This window comes from Aquimarina sp. AWH4_224 (assembly GCF_056160245.1).
In genome coordinates this window covers 467,954-485,200 of sequence record NZ_JBSWWU010000002.1, presented here as the reverse complement: position 1 = coordinate 485,200, position 17,247 = coordinate 467,954, and the positions used below count along the sequence as shown (strand labels likewise).

The window sequence follows — 17,247 nt, the reverse complement described above, 5'->3', positions numbered from 1 at the left end:
AACAATGAAGCGTTATATATAAAAAAGCAATGATGATTTTAAAAAATGTATTTAGAGTACACCTTCCTTCGATTATTAAATTTATAAAAGAACTGCCCGCTGCTTGTTCGCATTCGATTCATCGATAAGGTGGCGAGTTTTGTTTTTAAATAGAGTTGGTGAAATAAATAGCGTGGATGCATACTCCACGCTATTTTTTGTTTTATCGACAGCAATCCTACCATTCGTCTACAGCAAATCGGGTTTGACCCGAAATCAACCGTTTACGAACAATGGATGATCTACTTTTATACCATAGAAACGAAAAAACGGTTTGGTTTTGTGAAACATAAAGTAAGTAACCCAATGTTGCCTCTAAAAAGAAACATAAGTCCAGCCTAAACATATTGATCCCCAAGATCGCATATCGTCATAAAAAACAGCCGCTGGATAGTGGCTGTTTGTTTTTTGTTGGTACTTCAGAAGTACCCCTCCCCACTTATTACACCACCCCCAACTAGTAATCGCAGTGGGTGCCTCCTATTGTAAATACAGGCACATCATATGTTGAACACAGGTGCAACTTCTGTTTTAGCTTCGATCCGCCTCTGTCGGTACTACCCTAAACTTCTGTTTGAAGTACCCCTAGATATGTTTTTGACTATATGTGGGTACTTGCCGTAGTACCCCAGATGGATCCTATACCAAAGAAAGGGTACTTATACCAGTACCCCTCTCCCTGTTGCCTATGTACCCTATATCGTATTTTTTGGCCTCAATTGTTGCTAGTTTGTAACTAGTGCCTACACAAAACTAGACAAACCACCCAAAAATATAACAAGCCAATTTCAAAAAATGAAACTGGCTTGTTTCTTTGTATCTTACTCTTACCCGGCACTAGTCACAGACTAGCGCTAGCGGGGGAAGTCCGAGTTGCAAAATCGAACTAGCAACGCATACTATGACCCAGCTGGGGAAATATAAAAGTTATATAACTTCATCGAGCTTCTAGAGACGAATGCTAGTAACAGGAACCCTTCTCTTTGACTTCGAATCTTCAATAACGAATTCCTTTGTTTTTTTATCAAGAACAATAAAATGATACTTTGGGTCTAGTCTAAATTTTTCTGAAAGTATAGGGTTATCTTTTACATATTCTGTAATATAATTTCCTTTCTTTTCTTTTTCGTTAATCCCTGACCTGTAAAAACTTAGTCTCAATTCATCATTAGAATTACTATTCATATTTACAGAATCGCAATAGTAAAGGGATTCCAACGGAGTAGAAAAGACCAAGAAAAATTGTTTTTCATTATAAACATATAGTCCATGAATTGAAACCTCATCAACGTCATAGATTATCTTATTCTTCTGGCAAGACAAACTTAAAATGACACTAGTTATTAAAGCTACTAGAACTATTTTGTTTTTCATAGATAGAAGATGGTTTTTTGATGTTATTCTTTTATACTTTTTGACTAGCTGCATCATTATATTTAGGAATCCCCTGCTGGCAAAAGTTTACAACTTGTACTTCACACAAAACTATGCAGACTACCCAAGAATACAACAAGCCAGTTCAAAAAATGAAACTGGCTTGCTACTTTGTATCTTACCTTTCTCGGCACTAGTTGCAAACTAGCGCTAGCGGGGGGTATTTTTAAAGGACATTACTGCCTTGTCCTGATAAATCTAATATTGGTATTGATAACAATATTGATAAAATTATTACTATCCACTTAATAGTATTAATCTTTATATATCTTACAAGAAGATAAAAAATTATTGCTAATATTAGTATAAACAATATTTTGAAGCTTGTACTATTTAATTCATCTGTAATCTCAATTGAATATGCATAAAGCAATTTATGAACACTAACTTTTAAATTATTTACAGAATCGCTATAACTAAATGAAATAAAGTTTATTACTGTTAATAAAATACCATAAATAGGGTAGATTGATTTTTTTAATAATTCATTGTTCATTTCCTAGTTATTATTTAGCGACGCACGTTGTGCATCAATATTTTGTTGTATTAAGCTATCCAAATTGTCTAATGTTTCTTGACTACAATTAGAACTATTACACACATTATCTCTTAATTGAGTTAACATATAATTGTTAATTGCCCTATCATAAAATTCTGTATTTCCCGATCCTATTCCACTCAATGGAAAATCTAAATCGGCTCCTCCTGCATTTTTAACTAACGAGTTTACAAAACCATTTGAGTTTGGGCCAAAGGCATTATAACTGGGTAACTCTGAAAAATCTAATTTACCTTCTGATGTTCTCGTCTCACTATTCTTAAATAGGTTAGCAAACTCTATAATACTATTCTCGAATTCAAAATTATCGTTATTGTCTTTAGGTTCTATAAGTGTGCCAGAACTTACCGAACTCCTTCCGTTAACATTATCCCAACTAAAAGAATCAACACGAGGTATACCCGTTCGAGTTTGCTCTCCTGTACTAGGGTCTGTTGGCCCCCACAATTCAACTATGACATCTTGTTTATCAGTCTGTACTCTTAAAAAAGCGTGCCTACCGACAATTACATTAACTCCTGCAATTTCTTTTCTTACTGCCTCTGTAAAAATCCAAACAGAATCACCTTGTACTTCTCTATAAATTAAGGGGTTATTCTTGGTAAAGTGATATGGTGTCTCAGAATGATACTTTTCTGCAAATCTATCAATTTTACTAAATCTAGCAATTGTAGGATCATAATCTCTTTGCCCATAAGCAATTGTATTTAATCCTAAATCTTCCTCTAATTCCTTATCGGCATATCCATAGTTATGTTCCCTGCCAACAATAGTATTGTTGTATTCTTTGTGTTCGAGCCCAAATGGATAGTAATTCTTTTCTTGTATGATCTCACTTTGAACAACAGAACCATTCTTATCAGCATCCTTATAACCCAGTCTAATATTGCCTAAATGATCCTTAAATTGATATACATACTTATACCCGTCTGCTTCTTTTTCTACAATACCTTCGGCTTGGTTAAAGAACTCTAGATTCCCGTTTTTGTAGACATAATTACCTGCATACTCCGTTGTGATAGAACTTCCCTCTGTTACGATCTTTTTTTGTTTCGCTCCAGTGGCGTCGTAAATATAAGCAATTGTTCCTGTACCCTCACTATTGCTAATCGAAACTGTTTCGGGTAAGTTTAAGTGATTATAAGTGATGGATGAGATCCCTTTGTTGCGATCTATGATCATGTTGCCATTGTCATCATACTCAAAATCATCGTTGGTATTCGTGCCATCCTTAAAACCGTAGTCCTTACTACCAGTATCTGTTACTTTTTGGAGTTTGTTTCCGCTATCGTAGGTGTACGACAAGTTATCCATCTCATTAAAAGTATTTCCGCCTACAAAACCGTTTCTAGTCAAGCTTTCAATATTGCCCATCTTATCATAAGTAATGTTGGATACATCGAAGTTACCACTATGGCTATTGGCTGTAGTTAATCTATTTAAAGCATCATACTCATAATTATACCAACGGTGATAGTTATCATTGGCCGTTTTCCATGAGGTTTGTGAGATATTACCATTGTATAACGGATTTGCTCCATTATTATAAGCTATCCCAAAGGCAAATAGATCATCTCCTAGATTGTTCGGATCATTGATTGTTTTTAACCATCCTCTGATGTTGTAGGTGTAGTCTACGGTTTGCAACCCTTCGGCTCCGCTCAGGGTTCCTTGGGTGCTGAGCGTAGTCGAAGTACCGCCCACTTTCTTGCTGACCAGTTGCCCTAGTTCATCATAGGTGTTGTTTACAATCAACTCTACATCCTGATCATTGATCTTTTGGGTTTGGGTAAGCAGTCTTCCTGTATGATCATAGGTAAAGGTATCCACTGTGATCAAAGGTGTACTTCCATTTTTAACATGCGAGGTAGTCGTCTCTTCTACTCTACCGGTAAAGTCTAGCTTCGTCTCTATAATATCGGTAGTCCCTAAGTGGTCATTTTTACTGACTATATAAATCGGTCTTCCTTTCTGGTCATACCAGGTTACTGTAGTAATCCAATCATCAGTTCCTAATACGCGTACTTTGCTTCCTGTAGCTAATGATCGGGTATTGGTCGTCACTGTTTGACCGTATACCGTGATTGGTGCAGTAATCCCTGCCAAATCGAAACTGTAATCATCATAGTAGTTGATGGTATGGATTTCTGCAATCCCCTGTGGGATGGCATTGTTACTGTAATGTAATGCTGTACCCGCTATAGTCTGTGTACTGCTTTGTTTACTTTCATGCTGGGTATACACCTCTGTGTTATCTGCAGATTCTTGCATAGGGCCACGATCACTGCTATTGCCTATCAAACCTGTATAGGTAACCCGACCATGTCTGTCGTATTTGGTAAACAACCATTGGTTCTTACTCCTTAGATTTGCATCCTGAGTCATTACCGGTTGATCCAGTTTGTTGTAGACAATATACTCCCATCCTTTGCCAGGGATCTTCTTTTCAATCAATCGATTTCTGTAATCGTATTTGTATTGGTAACACAGTTCGGCAAGCTCACTCTGACTTACGCCGTCAGCTACAGTCACCTTTGGGGGTAGTACAAAAGTGAGATTCCCAAAATCATCATAGACATAATAAGTGTCATGTGCTTCTGCGCTTGCTGAGCTTGTTGAAGCAAAGGTGCGTTTTAGTACCACTCTGTCTTGCTTGTCTTTATATTCTCTAGTGGTATGATTATCTCCATCGGTCGATGTCCAGTTCTCATCCTTGGTGATACTTACATACAACTCATTGGCAGTGTAGTATCCGTTTTGTGATAATACCGGCTTTTCGGTATCATTATTGGTAAAGTCCACATCAAAACGTACTACTTCGTTGGCTGTGTTGTGTCTCCAATCAAACTTGATGGTATGATCTGCATCACTATTTGGGTCTACCTTCCAATCTTTACCCGGTGCTCCTTGTTCTAGTGTTCGGTTTAATGGAGAATCCTCAAAGATTGTCTCACTGTAGGCATTTACTTGTGTTGGGTTAGTGATCCCTGCAAAGTCTGCTGCATAAGTGTCTAGATAATACTGGTTGATATCATTCGTGATATTTACGGTAGTATAGCTACCGTTGTTTGCCTTGGCAAAAGGTAGGTACTGCTTGGCTTGTCTCCCCACCTCATCATACTCCATATGAGTGATGATATCTTTTTGGGTAGGAGAACCTTTGATGGCAGTTTGTTGTTTGGGTCTTCCTAATCCATCAAAATACGTTACTGTTTCAATTACATCACGATTCACCTGTATCTCATTAGGAGAGCTCATTGGGGTTTGGTAGGTACGGGTAAACACATAACTCTCGGTATCTGATAAGCTAAGACTGTGTGGGATACCTGTACAGCCCATCTCCTCTCCATACTCTCCAGGACACTGATCTGTATTATCGGTCACATAGCCTGTAGGTTGAGCACATCCTGTTTGGGTATCACTAGGATCACCAAAACCATCATTGTCGCCATCCCTATACCATACGGTATTGGGGTGGATATTAGGGTTGTTGTCATTACAATCCTCTCCATTAAGAACATAACTATAGCCATCACTTGGAGCTGCACTGCGATAAAATAGAGCATTTGGATCTCCAAAGGTATCTGTATCTACATCTCTATAAAAATTCTTCGGTGCAATGTTGGTGATAAACTCGGTGCTATCATCATAGTCATTCAGGTTGGTAACATAGCTATATCCATCTTGTGGTGGTGCACTACGGGTATATCTGATATTTGGATCTCCAAAAGTGTCATTATCCGCGTCTCTGTAAAAGTTTTGGGGAGCAATATTGGTAATGTACTCATCACTATCGTTATAATCATCATCATTAGTTACATAAGCATACCCATCTGCCGGAGGGGCACTACGATAATAGTGAAACACAGGATTACCATAAGTATCATTGTCTGCATCTCTATAGTAGTGCTTTGGTGCAATGTGAGTAATAAACTCATTACTATCATCAATATCATCACTGGTTAGTACATAACCCAAAGGACGATCACACTGGGTTTTAGTAATCGAAGAGGTTCCTCTATTGTCTCCATCTCCATCCTTATACCAAACTGTGTTGGGATTGATATCGCCTTCTCCATCATCACAATCCAGATTATTGGTCACATAACCACTTGGACGAACACTATAATACACTCTAGTTGCTGCAGCTGGAGAACCAAAAGTATCCAAATCCCCATCGATGTAAAAGTATCGTGGTGGAATATTGGTGATAAACTCATTACCATCATTGATATCATCATTGTTAGCTACATAACCCGACGGTTGTGTACAACTCTGTGTGGTAACAGTCGCATTACCCCGACCATCTCTATCCCAATCACGATACCAAACCTTGTTGGGATTAATTGAAGCATTACCATCATTACAATCATTCCCATTGGTCACATAAGTATACCCATCACTAGGAGGAGCACTGCGATAATACTTGATACTAGGATTTCCAAATCCATCTCGATCTCCATCTCTATAATAGTTCCTGGGAGCAATATGAGTGATATACTGATTGTTATCATCCCTGTCATCTTTATGTAATACATAATTAGCAGGTTTAGTACACTGGATCTTCATAGGACTGGTACGTCCTCTACCATCACCATCACCATCATAATACCATCGGGTAGTAGGATTGATCACTGCACTACCATCATTACAATCCGTGTTATTAGGCACATAATTGGTCGTAGGAGTAGTGACATATGCAGAGTTAGGATTACCATATCCATCCCTATCTCCATCATAATAATACTTAGTGGTACCTCCTCCACCAATAGGCTCGTCAGTTAATTGTGCCGCTGCACTGTATCCCATAAGTAATAGGAATACAAGCATCATTATCTTGTTTTGCATACCTTTAAAATTCCTTACAATTTGTTTTTGAAATGATATTTGTTTTCTCCAATAGTAATTGAATCAGAAAGGGATAAGAAGAGAATTTTTCTCTTTTGGTGCCTACTCCTAATAAAACTTATCCCTCGTGATTCACAATCTAAACACAAATAATTGTAATAGATCTTTATATATTTTGATGCAATAGTACTATACGCCAGTTTCATATTTTGAAACTGTACCACACTAAAGTGTTAAAGTTTCGATGATTTTTCCCTTACTCATCAAAACCTCAAAGCAAAACTAGAAGTTCCCTTTTTGATATCCTTACAGATATCTGTATCAAATGCATTTTGTTTCATCTACAGTAATCCTACCATTCGTCGACAGCAAACGGGGCTTCATCTCAAACCAACGGTTTATCGACAATGAATGGACTACTTTTATACCATAGAAATAAAAAAACGGTTTTGTTTTGTGAAACATAAAGTAAGTAACCAGGAGGTGCCTCTAAAAAGAAACATAAGACCAACCCTAACATATTGAGCCCCAAGACTACATATCGTCATACCCCTAAAGACAGCCACTACAAAGTGGCTGTTTCTTTTTTGGCAAAAAGTGTGTAACAATTTCCTTTCAAAAAAGTCTTCTTTATGGTTCTGGCAACCTTTTTGATAGAAATTACGTCTTAGCTAATAAGACTTTTAATCAACAAATTTTGACACTATGATATTTCGTCAAGTAATTTTACTTTCTTACTGCTTATTTTTCGGTTCCTATCTCGTAATGGGGCAAACGATTAGTTCTAAAGTTTTGGATCAAAAAACAAATGAACCCGTACCCTTTGCTACTGTGCAGCTTTCAGAAAATCAGGGAATCATCACCAACGAAGAAGGACGTTTCAGCCTTACTATTGATGAAACACTAAAAGATGTAGATTCTATTTATATTTCTTCAATGGGGTATGAAAAATTAGCCATCGCCATTTCAAAAGATACCGATAGTATCATCTATCTTCCTCCAAAAGCGATTGAGTTAAAAAGTGTATTTATTTCAAATAAAAACCTTACTATCGACGAAATCATGGATAACGTGAAGGATAGAATTAGTGAAAACTACAACACCGAGCTGTCCAAAAAGAGACTATTTTTTAGAGAATCTGAGTTTAATACGCTTAAAAGAATGAATGTAGATTTCAAAAAATCTACCATCAAAGAATTAAACAAAAAATTAATCGATAGTGTGGTATCATTGATCCCTAGAGAATCTTCTTATTACACCGAAATCCTATGTGATCTATACGGAGATTTCGACAAGCAAAAATTACATATCACCAAAGCGGCAGAATTGTACGACAAGAATAAGACTGTATCCCTAGATGCCATGTCCAAACGTATGGAAACCATTTTTAAAGAAAATGTAAAACGCGATTCATATTTAAAAATTAAGTCTGGATTATTTGGCACCAAAGTACAGGTAGATTCTATCTTAGAACAAACTGAAGATGCCCAAGCCGTAAAGGATGAAATGGACAAACAAGACAAAAAAGAAGATAAGAGTAAATTCCTGAAATACAGAAAACAAGGTCTGGAAAGTTTGATGTCGAGCCTATTTTTTAACGATGGAGTGATGTCTAACTTCATTAATAAATCAGGGAGATACGAATTTGAATTGATAGACTATACCTATATCGATGATCACAGTGTATACATCATTAAATTCGAACCCAAACGCAACGAAGATTTTAAAGGAACACTGTATGTAAACACCGAAGACTTTGCCATTGTTCGAGCCGACTATCAAAACGCCAAAAATCTCAGAAACTTTAAGCTATTTGGTGTGCAGTATCAGGATAATCTATATCGCGCAAAAATGGGATTCACCAAGGGTGCTAACAACAAATACGATCTAAAATATATGGAAATGTATCGAGGTGGTTTCTTTGGGTTCGATAGACCGCTTAAAGTGATCGAAAAAAACAAAAACGTAAAAGGTAGACGTAAGCAAAATGAACTCTCACTTGGTATCGATGCCGTAAATACCTATAAGCGTAAATACGAAATTGTAGTTTTTGATTCTGAAAAACTAAGCGAAACTGATTATGAAAATAGTAAAGAAAACAACAAAATAAAACCACAATATCTATCTAGCTATGATCCAGAATTTTGGAAAGGTTATAACATCATTGAGCCTAACTCTGCGATCAAACAGTTTACTGCTTCACCAGATAGTGAATAATCATCATTTTACAGTTCCTTCCTGAATAAAGCAGGAAGGAACTTTTTGATGTTATTGGATGCTACCATCTAATAAGTTGATCACCCTTGATCCGTAAGCCATATTTTTTTCAGAATGGGTCACCTGGATAATAGTTACGCCCTCTTTATTGAGTTGGGTAAAAATATCCATAATCTCTTCTCCTTGTTTTGAATTTAAATTCCCTGTAGGTTCGTCTGCCAATATCAATTTTGGGCTGGCGATCAACGCTCGGGCGATCCCTACTAATTGCTGTTGTCCTCCACTTAATTGGGTAGGAAAAAGATCTTTTTTGCCTACAATATTAAAACGATCCAACATATCTGCAACCATGGCTTTGCGTTCTGAACCACTATACTTTTTGTACAACAATGGCATTTCCAGGTTCTCTTTTACGGTAAGTTCATCTATCAAATGATAGGATTGAAACACAAATCCGATATATTGTTTATACAAATTAGCACGATATTTCTCCTTTAAATTATGAACGGATTCGTCTAGAAAAGTATACTCTCCTTCATTAAAGTCATCGATCATCCCCAGTATATGGAGTAATGTTGATTTTCCTGATCCTGATGGCCCCATAATCGAGATGAAATCACCTTCGTTTACCCAAAAGCTGATATCTTTTAATAGATATACCTTTTGGCCACCAGAATGTACCCATTTTGATATGTTATTGAGTTGTAAAAGCATATTTGTAAAATTTTATATTCAATTTATTCTGTTCGTAAACTCTTAGTTGGATTGGATAAAGCAGCCTTTACTACATGAAACCCAACTGTAGAAACGGCAATGCATACCGCCAATAAGGTAGCGACCGCAAAATGTACCCAGCTTATTTCAATTTTGTAAGCAAAATTTTCTAACCACCTATTTCCAATATAATACGCCAAAGGACTTGCCACCAACATGGCTGTAAATACTAACTTCAAAAAGTCTTTGAGGTGCAAAGAGGTAATTCCTAAAACCGATGCTCCCAGTACTCTTCGTATTCCTACTTCTTTCTTGCGTTGTTCTGTGGTAAACGATGCCAAACCAAACAAACCGATACAAGCAATGAAGATCGCTATAAACATGAACCAAAAAACCACTTTCGAAACTCGTTGTTCTGCTGCATAGTTGCGATAAAAATCCTCATCCAAAAATGAATATTCGAATGGGATATTAGGGTGTAGTCTTTCCCAAAGTCCTTGCACTTCTTTTATGGCTGCGGCAAAATTGGCTTCACTTAGGGTAACTACAAAATAATTTGGATTTGCCTGCCCCAGAGTGAGCAACGCATAAGGAGCTATAGGTTCATGAAGACTTTTGAAGTTGAAATCTTCGATCACTCCAATAATCTCGAAATGATTTTTTTCTTCTGCATTTCCATAAAACACTTTGCGACCCACCGCAGTTTCTGGAGTATATCCAATTTGTTCGACCGCAGTTTTATTAAGGATAATCGAAAGTGAATCATTAGCCCTATTTTTTGAGAATGCTCTACCATGCAGTAGGGTATATCCTAATGTTTCTATATAGTCATCTGCCACTTGACCATATCGCGTATACACATTATCCTGAATCGTTTTATCCTCTGCATAAAAAGCATTGTCGCTAATCACATGTAATCCTGGATAAGAATCCCCTGCACTAGCAGAAACTACATTAGGGCTTTTTAGAAGCTCTGTCTTAAAAGTAGTATAGTTTTGTGCCACTTTAGAACTTCGAAGCGGTATTAATAATTGATGTTCTTTTTTGAATCCTAAATCTTTATTTTTCAAGAAGTTCATTTGCTGCCAAATCATTCCAGAAACCAATATCAACGCTGCCGAAACCGTAAACTGAAAAATAACCAATCCCTTTCTTATCGATTTTGCAGAGATGGAATTCACCAAAGCACCTTTAAGCACGGTAACCGGAGCAAAAGAAGACAGATACAGTGCAGGGTACAGACCAGACAGCACACTAGTGAGCACGGTTAATCCAACAATAATCAACAAAATCCCCGGGTGTGCAAAAAGATCTAGTTGTTTATTGATAAGCGTATTAAAAATTGGGATCAGTGTCCATACCAAAACCAATGCAATCAATAATGCTAACAAACACAACAGCAAAGACTCCCCAAAAAACTGAAAAATTAGTACTTTTTTCTTGGCTCCCAATACTTTTCTCACCCCTACTTCTCTCGCTCTTTTTTCGGATCTTGCCGTAGATAAGTTCATAAAGTTCACGCAAGCAATCAGTAATAAAAATGCAGCAATAGCACTAAAAATATAGATGTAAGTCATGCTCCCATTTGCAGAGAGCTCCCATTGCATATTTGATTTTAGGTAAATGTCTTTCAAAGGTTGTGTCAAGTAGCTTCTTTCAAAATTGCTCTCCGCCAATTGTGCTCCTAAGTGCCGTTGTGTAAAATCTGGTAGTTTACGTTCAAAATTGGCTATATCGCTTCCTTTTTTAAGTTTAATATAAGTGTAAAACAGGTTATTCCCTAGTATACCTTCTTGACTGTCTACCCATGTACCCACATCATTATTCCTCATAGAAAGTAACAGGTTTGCACTAATATGAGATTTATAAGTGTCCTTTCGAAATACACCCCCTACGGTGTACTTGGTCTCCCCATAGGGAATTTCAATATCGATCACTTCGTTGATCGGATTTTTGTCTCCAAACAACTTAATAGCTACGTCTTCAGAAAGCACCACCATATTAGGTTGGTTTAACGCAGTACTTGCACTACCATACTTGAAATCATACGTCAAGACATTAAAAAAAGTAGAGTCTACATAATACCCGTTGGTTTCATACAGTTTGATATTTTCCTTGTTATTTTTCAAAAGGAACTTATCGATATTAGGAAATTTAAGTACTCTTGTTGCTAATGCTATTTCTGGAAATTCGTCTTGTAACGTTTGTGCCATAGGACCTGCAGTCGTTGCCAATTCTGTATCTGCGGATTCCATAAAGACACGATAGACCTGATCTGCATCTTTGTGATGTATATCATAACTCATCTCGTCCATGATATACAAAGTAAGCAATACACAAGTCGCTAATCCAACTGCTAGACCAAAGATATTGATGAAAGAAAACAACTTATGCTTCAATAAGTTTCTCCAAGCTATTTTGAAATAATTCTTAATCATAATTACGCTACTTCAATTTGATTATTCTGTTCCTAAACTATCTATAGGATTCGCCATTGCAATTTTCATGGTTTGAAAACTTACGGTAACTATGGTAATCACAATTGCACTTAATGCCGCTGTAGCAAACACCCAAAATTCTATAGGCGTACTATATGCAAAGTCTTTGAGCCACTCCTTGACCAAAAAATACGCTAGCGGTGATGCCAATACCACAGAAAGTATGATGAGTTTGGTGAATTCTGAAGAAAACAGCATAGCCAACTCAGAAACCTTGGCCCCCAGTACTTTTCGTATTCCTAATTCTTTAACACGCTGTTCTGCAGAAAATGCTGCAAGACCAAACAATCCTAAACAAGCAATAATTAATGCTAAAACAGTAAAAATGTTTAGTATCGTAGCCATTTGTTGTTCTGTTCTAAATGTATTTTCGAATTCCTGATCCAAAAAACTATATTCAAACAAAACTGAGGCATCCATCTTTTTCATTTCTTGTTGAATATCATCAATAATACCTTGTAGTTCTCCTGTATTGCTGACGGTCTGGGGATTAATTCGCGCGGCCAAATAGGTACGCCCTCGACCATAATTCCAAACCCAATCATTGTCCTTATGAAGGATAACCAATGGTCCTATTTTTTCTTTGGTAGAACTGAAGTTAAAATCCTTGACCACTCCCAATACCTCCATCTTACTGGCGTTTTCATTGGTCATGGCTACATATTTTCCAACTGGAGAATCGTTACGATAGTTTTCTTTGTTACCCCAACCAAACATCTTTACGGCTTCCTCATTCAAAACTACTCCGTATTTATCGGCTTCTCTTAAAGGATCAAAGTTCCTACCTGCCAAAAACTCCACTCCCAAAAGGTCCAAAAAGTCTCCTTCGGTTCGAACATCATCAAAATGCAAAGCTGGATTTTCTGGTCCAAACGCTCTGTATTTATCCCCAGAAGTTACATTAGGAGGGATGCCATAAGACATCCCTACATGTGTAAATGCAGGATTTGCTTTTAGTTTTTCTTTAAGGGTTTCCCCTTTATCTTCAAGTTGCTCGAAATTGTGAATCTGCAATACATTGTCTTTTAGTAATCCAAGATCCAAAGACGAGGTATACGACAATTGTTTTTGAACAAAGAAGGCAAAAATGATCAATGCGATTGAAACTGTAAATTGAAATACGACCAATCCATTTCTTAGATTTTTTCCTTTAAATACCGAAGACACCTTTCCTTTTAAGGTTTCTATCGGACGAAATGCGGATAGGTAAAATGCAGGATAACTCCCTGACAAAATTCCTAATACAAGGATAAACAATACAATAAGTGTGATACAAATAGGATTACCTAACACTGGTAGCATGGACAAGTTCTTATCGGCTATCGAATTAAATACACCCAAGAAAAGTTGTACCAACACAAGCGCAAAAATTGTACTTACCGTTACAAAAAGGGTAGATTCCAGTATAAATTGTTTGATTAATCTCGTTCTTTCAGACCCAAGTACTTTTCGAATCCCTACTTCTTTTGCTCTTTTGGAAGATCGAGCTGTAGATAGATTCATGAAGTTAATACTCGACAAGAAAAGGATCAAAATCCCTATAGCTATGAATAGTTTTACGAACTGTGGCTTACCGGTAGGACCAAAAAGATGACTCTTGGGATCGTTTGAAAGGTAAATACCTCGTAAAGGTTGAAGGTATAACCTCCATTCATTCTCAGCGGTAAATGCTTCATAAGACTGATTAAACAATCTTTGTGTAGTAAGTGCTGCCCATTTTGGAGGGATCGCCTGAATCTTCTCCTCGAGCACCTCAACATTAGTTCCTTCTTTTACCAGCCCGTAAGTAGCAAAACCTGTCCAGGCCCACAACCAATTTTGTCGATCCAATCTATTTTGGATAGTTGATAGTGACATCAATACATCAAACTCTAAATGAGAATTGTTGGGTAAATTCTCTAATACTGCAGTTACCGTAAATGTACTCCATTGATCATTGGATTCTCTTACCTCAAGTTGCTTTCCCAGTGCATCTTCATTTCCAAAATAGCGTTGCGCCATTTCTTCGGTAATAACCATACTCATAGGTTCTTTGAGTGCAGTCTGAATATCTCCTTCTTTAAATCGAAAAGAAAACACCTCAAAGAAATTTTCTTCGGCCAAAAAAGCTTTCTCTTCTTTAAAGAGGTCTCTATCCTGATTTTCACTTTTTCGTCTCATGGTTTGAGCACCTGCATCCAACATACGGGTTATCTTTTCGAACTCTGGAGCATCTGCTTTTAGTGCTTCTGCTACATTAGGACCGGTAGATGCATATTGCTTATTCCAATCTCCCCATATATAGGATTGATTCACTCTATAAATACGATCTCCATTTTCATGAAAGGTATCATAGTTCGTTTCGCTATATACATACAGACCTATCATAAAGCAACTGGTAATACCAATGGTAAGTCCTAATATGTTTAGAAAAGTAAATTGCTTTTCTCTTATCAAATTCCTCCAGATAATCTTGAAATAATTTTTAAGCATGATTTACATTTTTTTGATTGATTTTTTTATTCATCCCGTAGCGCATCTACAGGATTTGCACTTGCCGCAGCAAAACTTTGCCAGCTTACGGTAAGTAATGTGATACCCAGTGCAATAATTCCTGCCAACCCAAAAATCCACCAACTCAAACTGGTTTTGATGGCAAAGTTTTGCAACCAGGCATTCATTGCATACCAGGATATGGGCACAGCTATAAAAAAGGCTACGCCTACCCATTTGATAAAATCGATATTAAGTAGTTTTAGTATTTTGAAAATAGTGGCTCCATTAACTTTACGGATACCTATTTCTTTTTTTCGTTGTATACAGGTATACGAAGTCAAACCGAACAGACCCAATGCTGCAATAAATATGGCTAAGGCTGTGAAAATTTTGAACGCATCCCGAAATTTGTTGTCTTCTTCGTACTGTTTTTGAAATTTCTTATCCAAAAATGTATAATTAAATGTACTCGAAGGAAATACTGAAGACCAGGTTTTTTGCAATTCATTTAACGCAGTATTGTATCCCGAAACTGAAGTAACACTTGGGTTCAATTTCACCAATAGCACATCCCGTGTTGGTGTATATCGCAATATCATAGGTTCTACCGAATTTTTTACCCCAAAATGATGATAGTCTTTGATAATCCCTACAATATTCCAATCACGACCCCAAAACTTTACTTTTTTATACAATGCTTCTTCCACATTAGTGATCCCCACTTCTTTTACAAACTCAGCATTGACAATTATATCTTTGCTATATCCTTTTGGAGTTTCCTTGAACGTTTTCCCAGCCAAAAATTCGATGCCCATAACCTCAAAATAATCCGTATTTGCTTCATATGTATACCATACCTTTTGTTCATTTATGGTACCGTCGGGATAGGTCATCCCCATAAAAGAAGACAGATTATCATATCCGTCACCAGGGTATGTGTTTGACAAACCTGTACTGAGTACTATGGGATTTTGTTTAAGTTCCTGAGATAGCACCGAAAAATCAGCTCGCAATAAAGAATCGGATTTGTTGGTTAGGATTTCACCTTGTATGGCCAATACATTATTCAAATCGGAACCTATGGGTTGATCATTGATAAAATTAATCTGCTTGGTAACTACGATAGTTCCTATAAGCAGTATGATGGTCGCCAAAAACTGAGTAATAATCAGGGCTTTTCTAACATGCAATCCCTGAGCAGAAGTACGCACCTTCCCTTTTAACGCTTTTGAAGGCGCATAGCGACTTAGCACAATAGCAGGATACAACCCTGCCAACATCATACCTAGCAAAATAATCCCCAAAATAGGAAGTAGCTTTTGTATGATATCAATCTCAAAACGCAGTGTTTTTCCTGTAAATTCGTTATAGATTGGTAATATGAGCGTTGCTATAATTATGGCAATAATAATTGCTGCCATATTGAGCATAAAAGACTCCAACAATGACTGTACGATAAGCTGTTGTTTTTGTGCTCCGGCTACTTTTCTGATTCCTATTTCTTTGGCTCTTTCTAAAGACTTGGTGGTAGAAAGATTGATGTAATTCAGCCAGGAAAGAATCAATATGATAAATGCAATGGCTGTGAGAAATTTAATACGGGTAATACTACCATTTGCCTCTGCTTCGTAAGGTTTATTGGAGTACAAATGAATATCTTCAATAGGCTCGATATTCATTCGCTCATCTTGTACTTCGGTCATGCCTCGATCTACAATCTTTTTTTGTAAAAGAGTGACATCCGCTTTTTCATCAATTTTTAAATACGTAAAGAACGTATTGTTATTCCAATTGGGTCGTTTAATATTATCTCCAACAGCCTCTAGGTTGGGAAGAGTGCTATAAGAGATCAAATATCCAATTTTGAAATGTGAGTTTTGATCCAAATCTGGAAGCACACCAGTAACCTTTACCAAAGCAGAAGAACCCTGAAAAAACTGTAGCGTCTTCCCAATAGGATTCTGATCTCCAAAAAGTGTTTGGGCTAACGAAGCCGTGAGTACTATAGTATTCGGTTCTGTTAACGCAGTACGAGTATCTCCATACGTTAGATCCTGACTGAAAATATCGAAATAAGTAGGGTCTGCAACACAACCATCACTTATTTCAAGAATGTGATGCTGGTTTTTTAAAGTTGTTTTTCCCAATCTGTAGAACCGCACGTAATCTTCAACCTCCTGAAACTCCTTTTTTAATGTAGGGCCTACCTGATTATATGTTTGTGCATCCCCAGCCACATAGGTATCTCCTTCAAGATAATCCATATAGGCCCGATAAACATTTTCAGAACCATCAAAACGGTCATAACTATGTTCATATCTTATATAGACCATCAAAAGAATAAACGAAGCAACTCCAATGGCTAAACCCGCTATATTGATAAATGAATACAGCTTGTTCTTCAAAAGATATCTCAATGCTATTTTAAAATATAAGGTATACATGGTACATTCTAATTTTTCT

General features: G+C 37.0%; 7 protein-coding genes. 1 reads left to right on the top strand and 6 read right to left on the bottom strand.

What is annotated here, in order from left to right; all coding sequences use genetic code 11:
• Positions 1–987: 987 nt before the first annotated feature.
• Entirely contained in the window at positions 988–1,413 is a 426-nt protein-coding gene (locus ACXAGJ_RS05450) for a hypothetical protein (protein ID WP_474837834.1), read from the bottom strand.
• Between the two features lie 559 nt (positions 1,414–1,972).
• Entirely contained in the window at positions 1,973–6,865 is a 4,893-nt protein-coding gene (locus ACXAGJ_RS05445; protein WP_474837832.1) for a DUF6443 domain-containing protein, read from the bottom strand.
• 720 nt (positions 6,866–7,585) lie between these two features.
• Between ACXAGJ_RS05445 and ACXAGJ_RS05440 the strand changes: the two genes are divergently transcribed.
• Positions 7,586–9,097 carry a carboxypeptidase-like regulatory domain-containing protein gene (locus ACXAGJ_RS05440; protein ID WP_474837830.1) on the top strand — a complete coding sequence of 504 codons (1,512 nt, stop codon included), beginning with the start codon at positions 7,586–7,588 and terminating at the stop codon, positions 9,095–9,097.
• A gap of 51 nt (positions 9,098–9,148) precedes the next feature.
• Here the strand turns inward: ACXAGJ_RS05440 and ACXAGJ_RS05435 are convergent, their stop codons facing one another.
• Genes ACXAGJ_RS05435 through ACXAGJ_RS05420 form a run of 4 tightly spaced genes read right to left on the bottom strand, consistent with a single transcriptional unit; the run spans position 9,149 to position 17,228 of the window.
• Complete coding sequence (locus ACXAGJ_RS05435) at positions 9,149–9,811, bottom strand: ABC transporter ATP-binding protein (protein WP_073315840.1); 663 nt, start codon at positions 9,809–9,811, stop codon at positions 9,149–9,151.
• Positions 9,812–9,834: 23 nt separating this feature from the next.
• Positions 9,835–12,249, bottom strand: coding sequence for an ABC transporter permease (locus ACXAGJ_RS05430; protein WP_474837828.1), 2,415 nt, complete (start codon positions 12,247–12,249; stop codon positions 9,835–9,837).
• Between the two features lie 21 nt (positions 12,250–12,270).
• Positions 12,271–14,781: an ABC transporter permease gene (locus ACXAGJ_RS05425; protein ID WP_474837826.1), complete on the bottom strand. Its 2,511-nt coding sequence runs from the start codon at positions 14,779–14,781 to the stop codon at positions 12,271–12,273.
• A 26-nt stretch (positions 14,782–14,807) separates the two neighbouring features.
• Positions 14,808–17,228, bottom strand: a complete 2,421-nt coding sequence (locus ACXAGJ_RS05420) for an ABC transporter permease (protein ID WP_474837824.1) — start codon at positions 17,226–17,228, stop codon at positions 14,808–14,810.
• Positions 17,229–17,247: the final 19 nt, after the last annotated feature.

Excerpts from the sequence above, each read along its gene's own strand:
- ACXAGJ_RS05450 (WP_474837834.1), bottom strand. The coding sequence starts at position 1,413 with ATGAAAAACAAAATAGTTCTAGTAGCTTTAATAACTAGTGTCATTTTA.
- ACXAGJ_RS05445 (WP_474837832.1), bottom strand. The coding sequence starts at position 6,865 with ATGATGCTTGTATTCCTATTACTTATGGGATACAGTGCAGCGGCACAA.
- ACXAGJ_RS05440 (WP_474837830.1), top strand. The coding sequence starts at position 7,586 with ATGATATTTCGTCAAGTAATTTTACTTTCTTACTGCTTATTTTTCGGT.
- ACXAGJ_RS05435 (WP_073315840.1), bottom strand. The coding sequence starts at position 9,811 with ATGCTTTTACAACTCAATAACATATCAAAATGGGTACATTCTGGTGGC.
- ACXAGJ_RS05430 (WP_474837828.1), bottom strand. The coding sequence starts at position 12,249 with ATGATTAAGAATTATTTCAAAATAGCTTGGAGAAACTTATTGAAGCAT.
- ACXAGJ_RS05425 (WP_474837826.1), bottom strand. The coding sequence starts at position 14,781 with ATGCTTAAAAATTATTTCAAGATTATCTGGAGGAATTTGATAAGAGAA.
- ACXAGJ_RS05420 (WP_474837824.1), bottom strand. The coding sequence starts at position 17,228 with ATGTATACCTTATATTTTAAAATAGCATTGAGATATCTTTTGAAGAAC.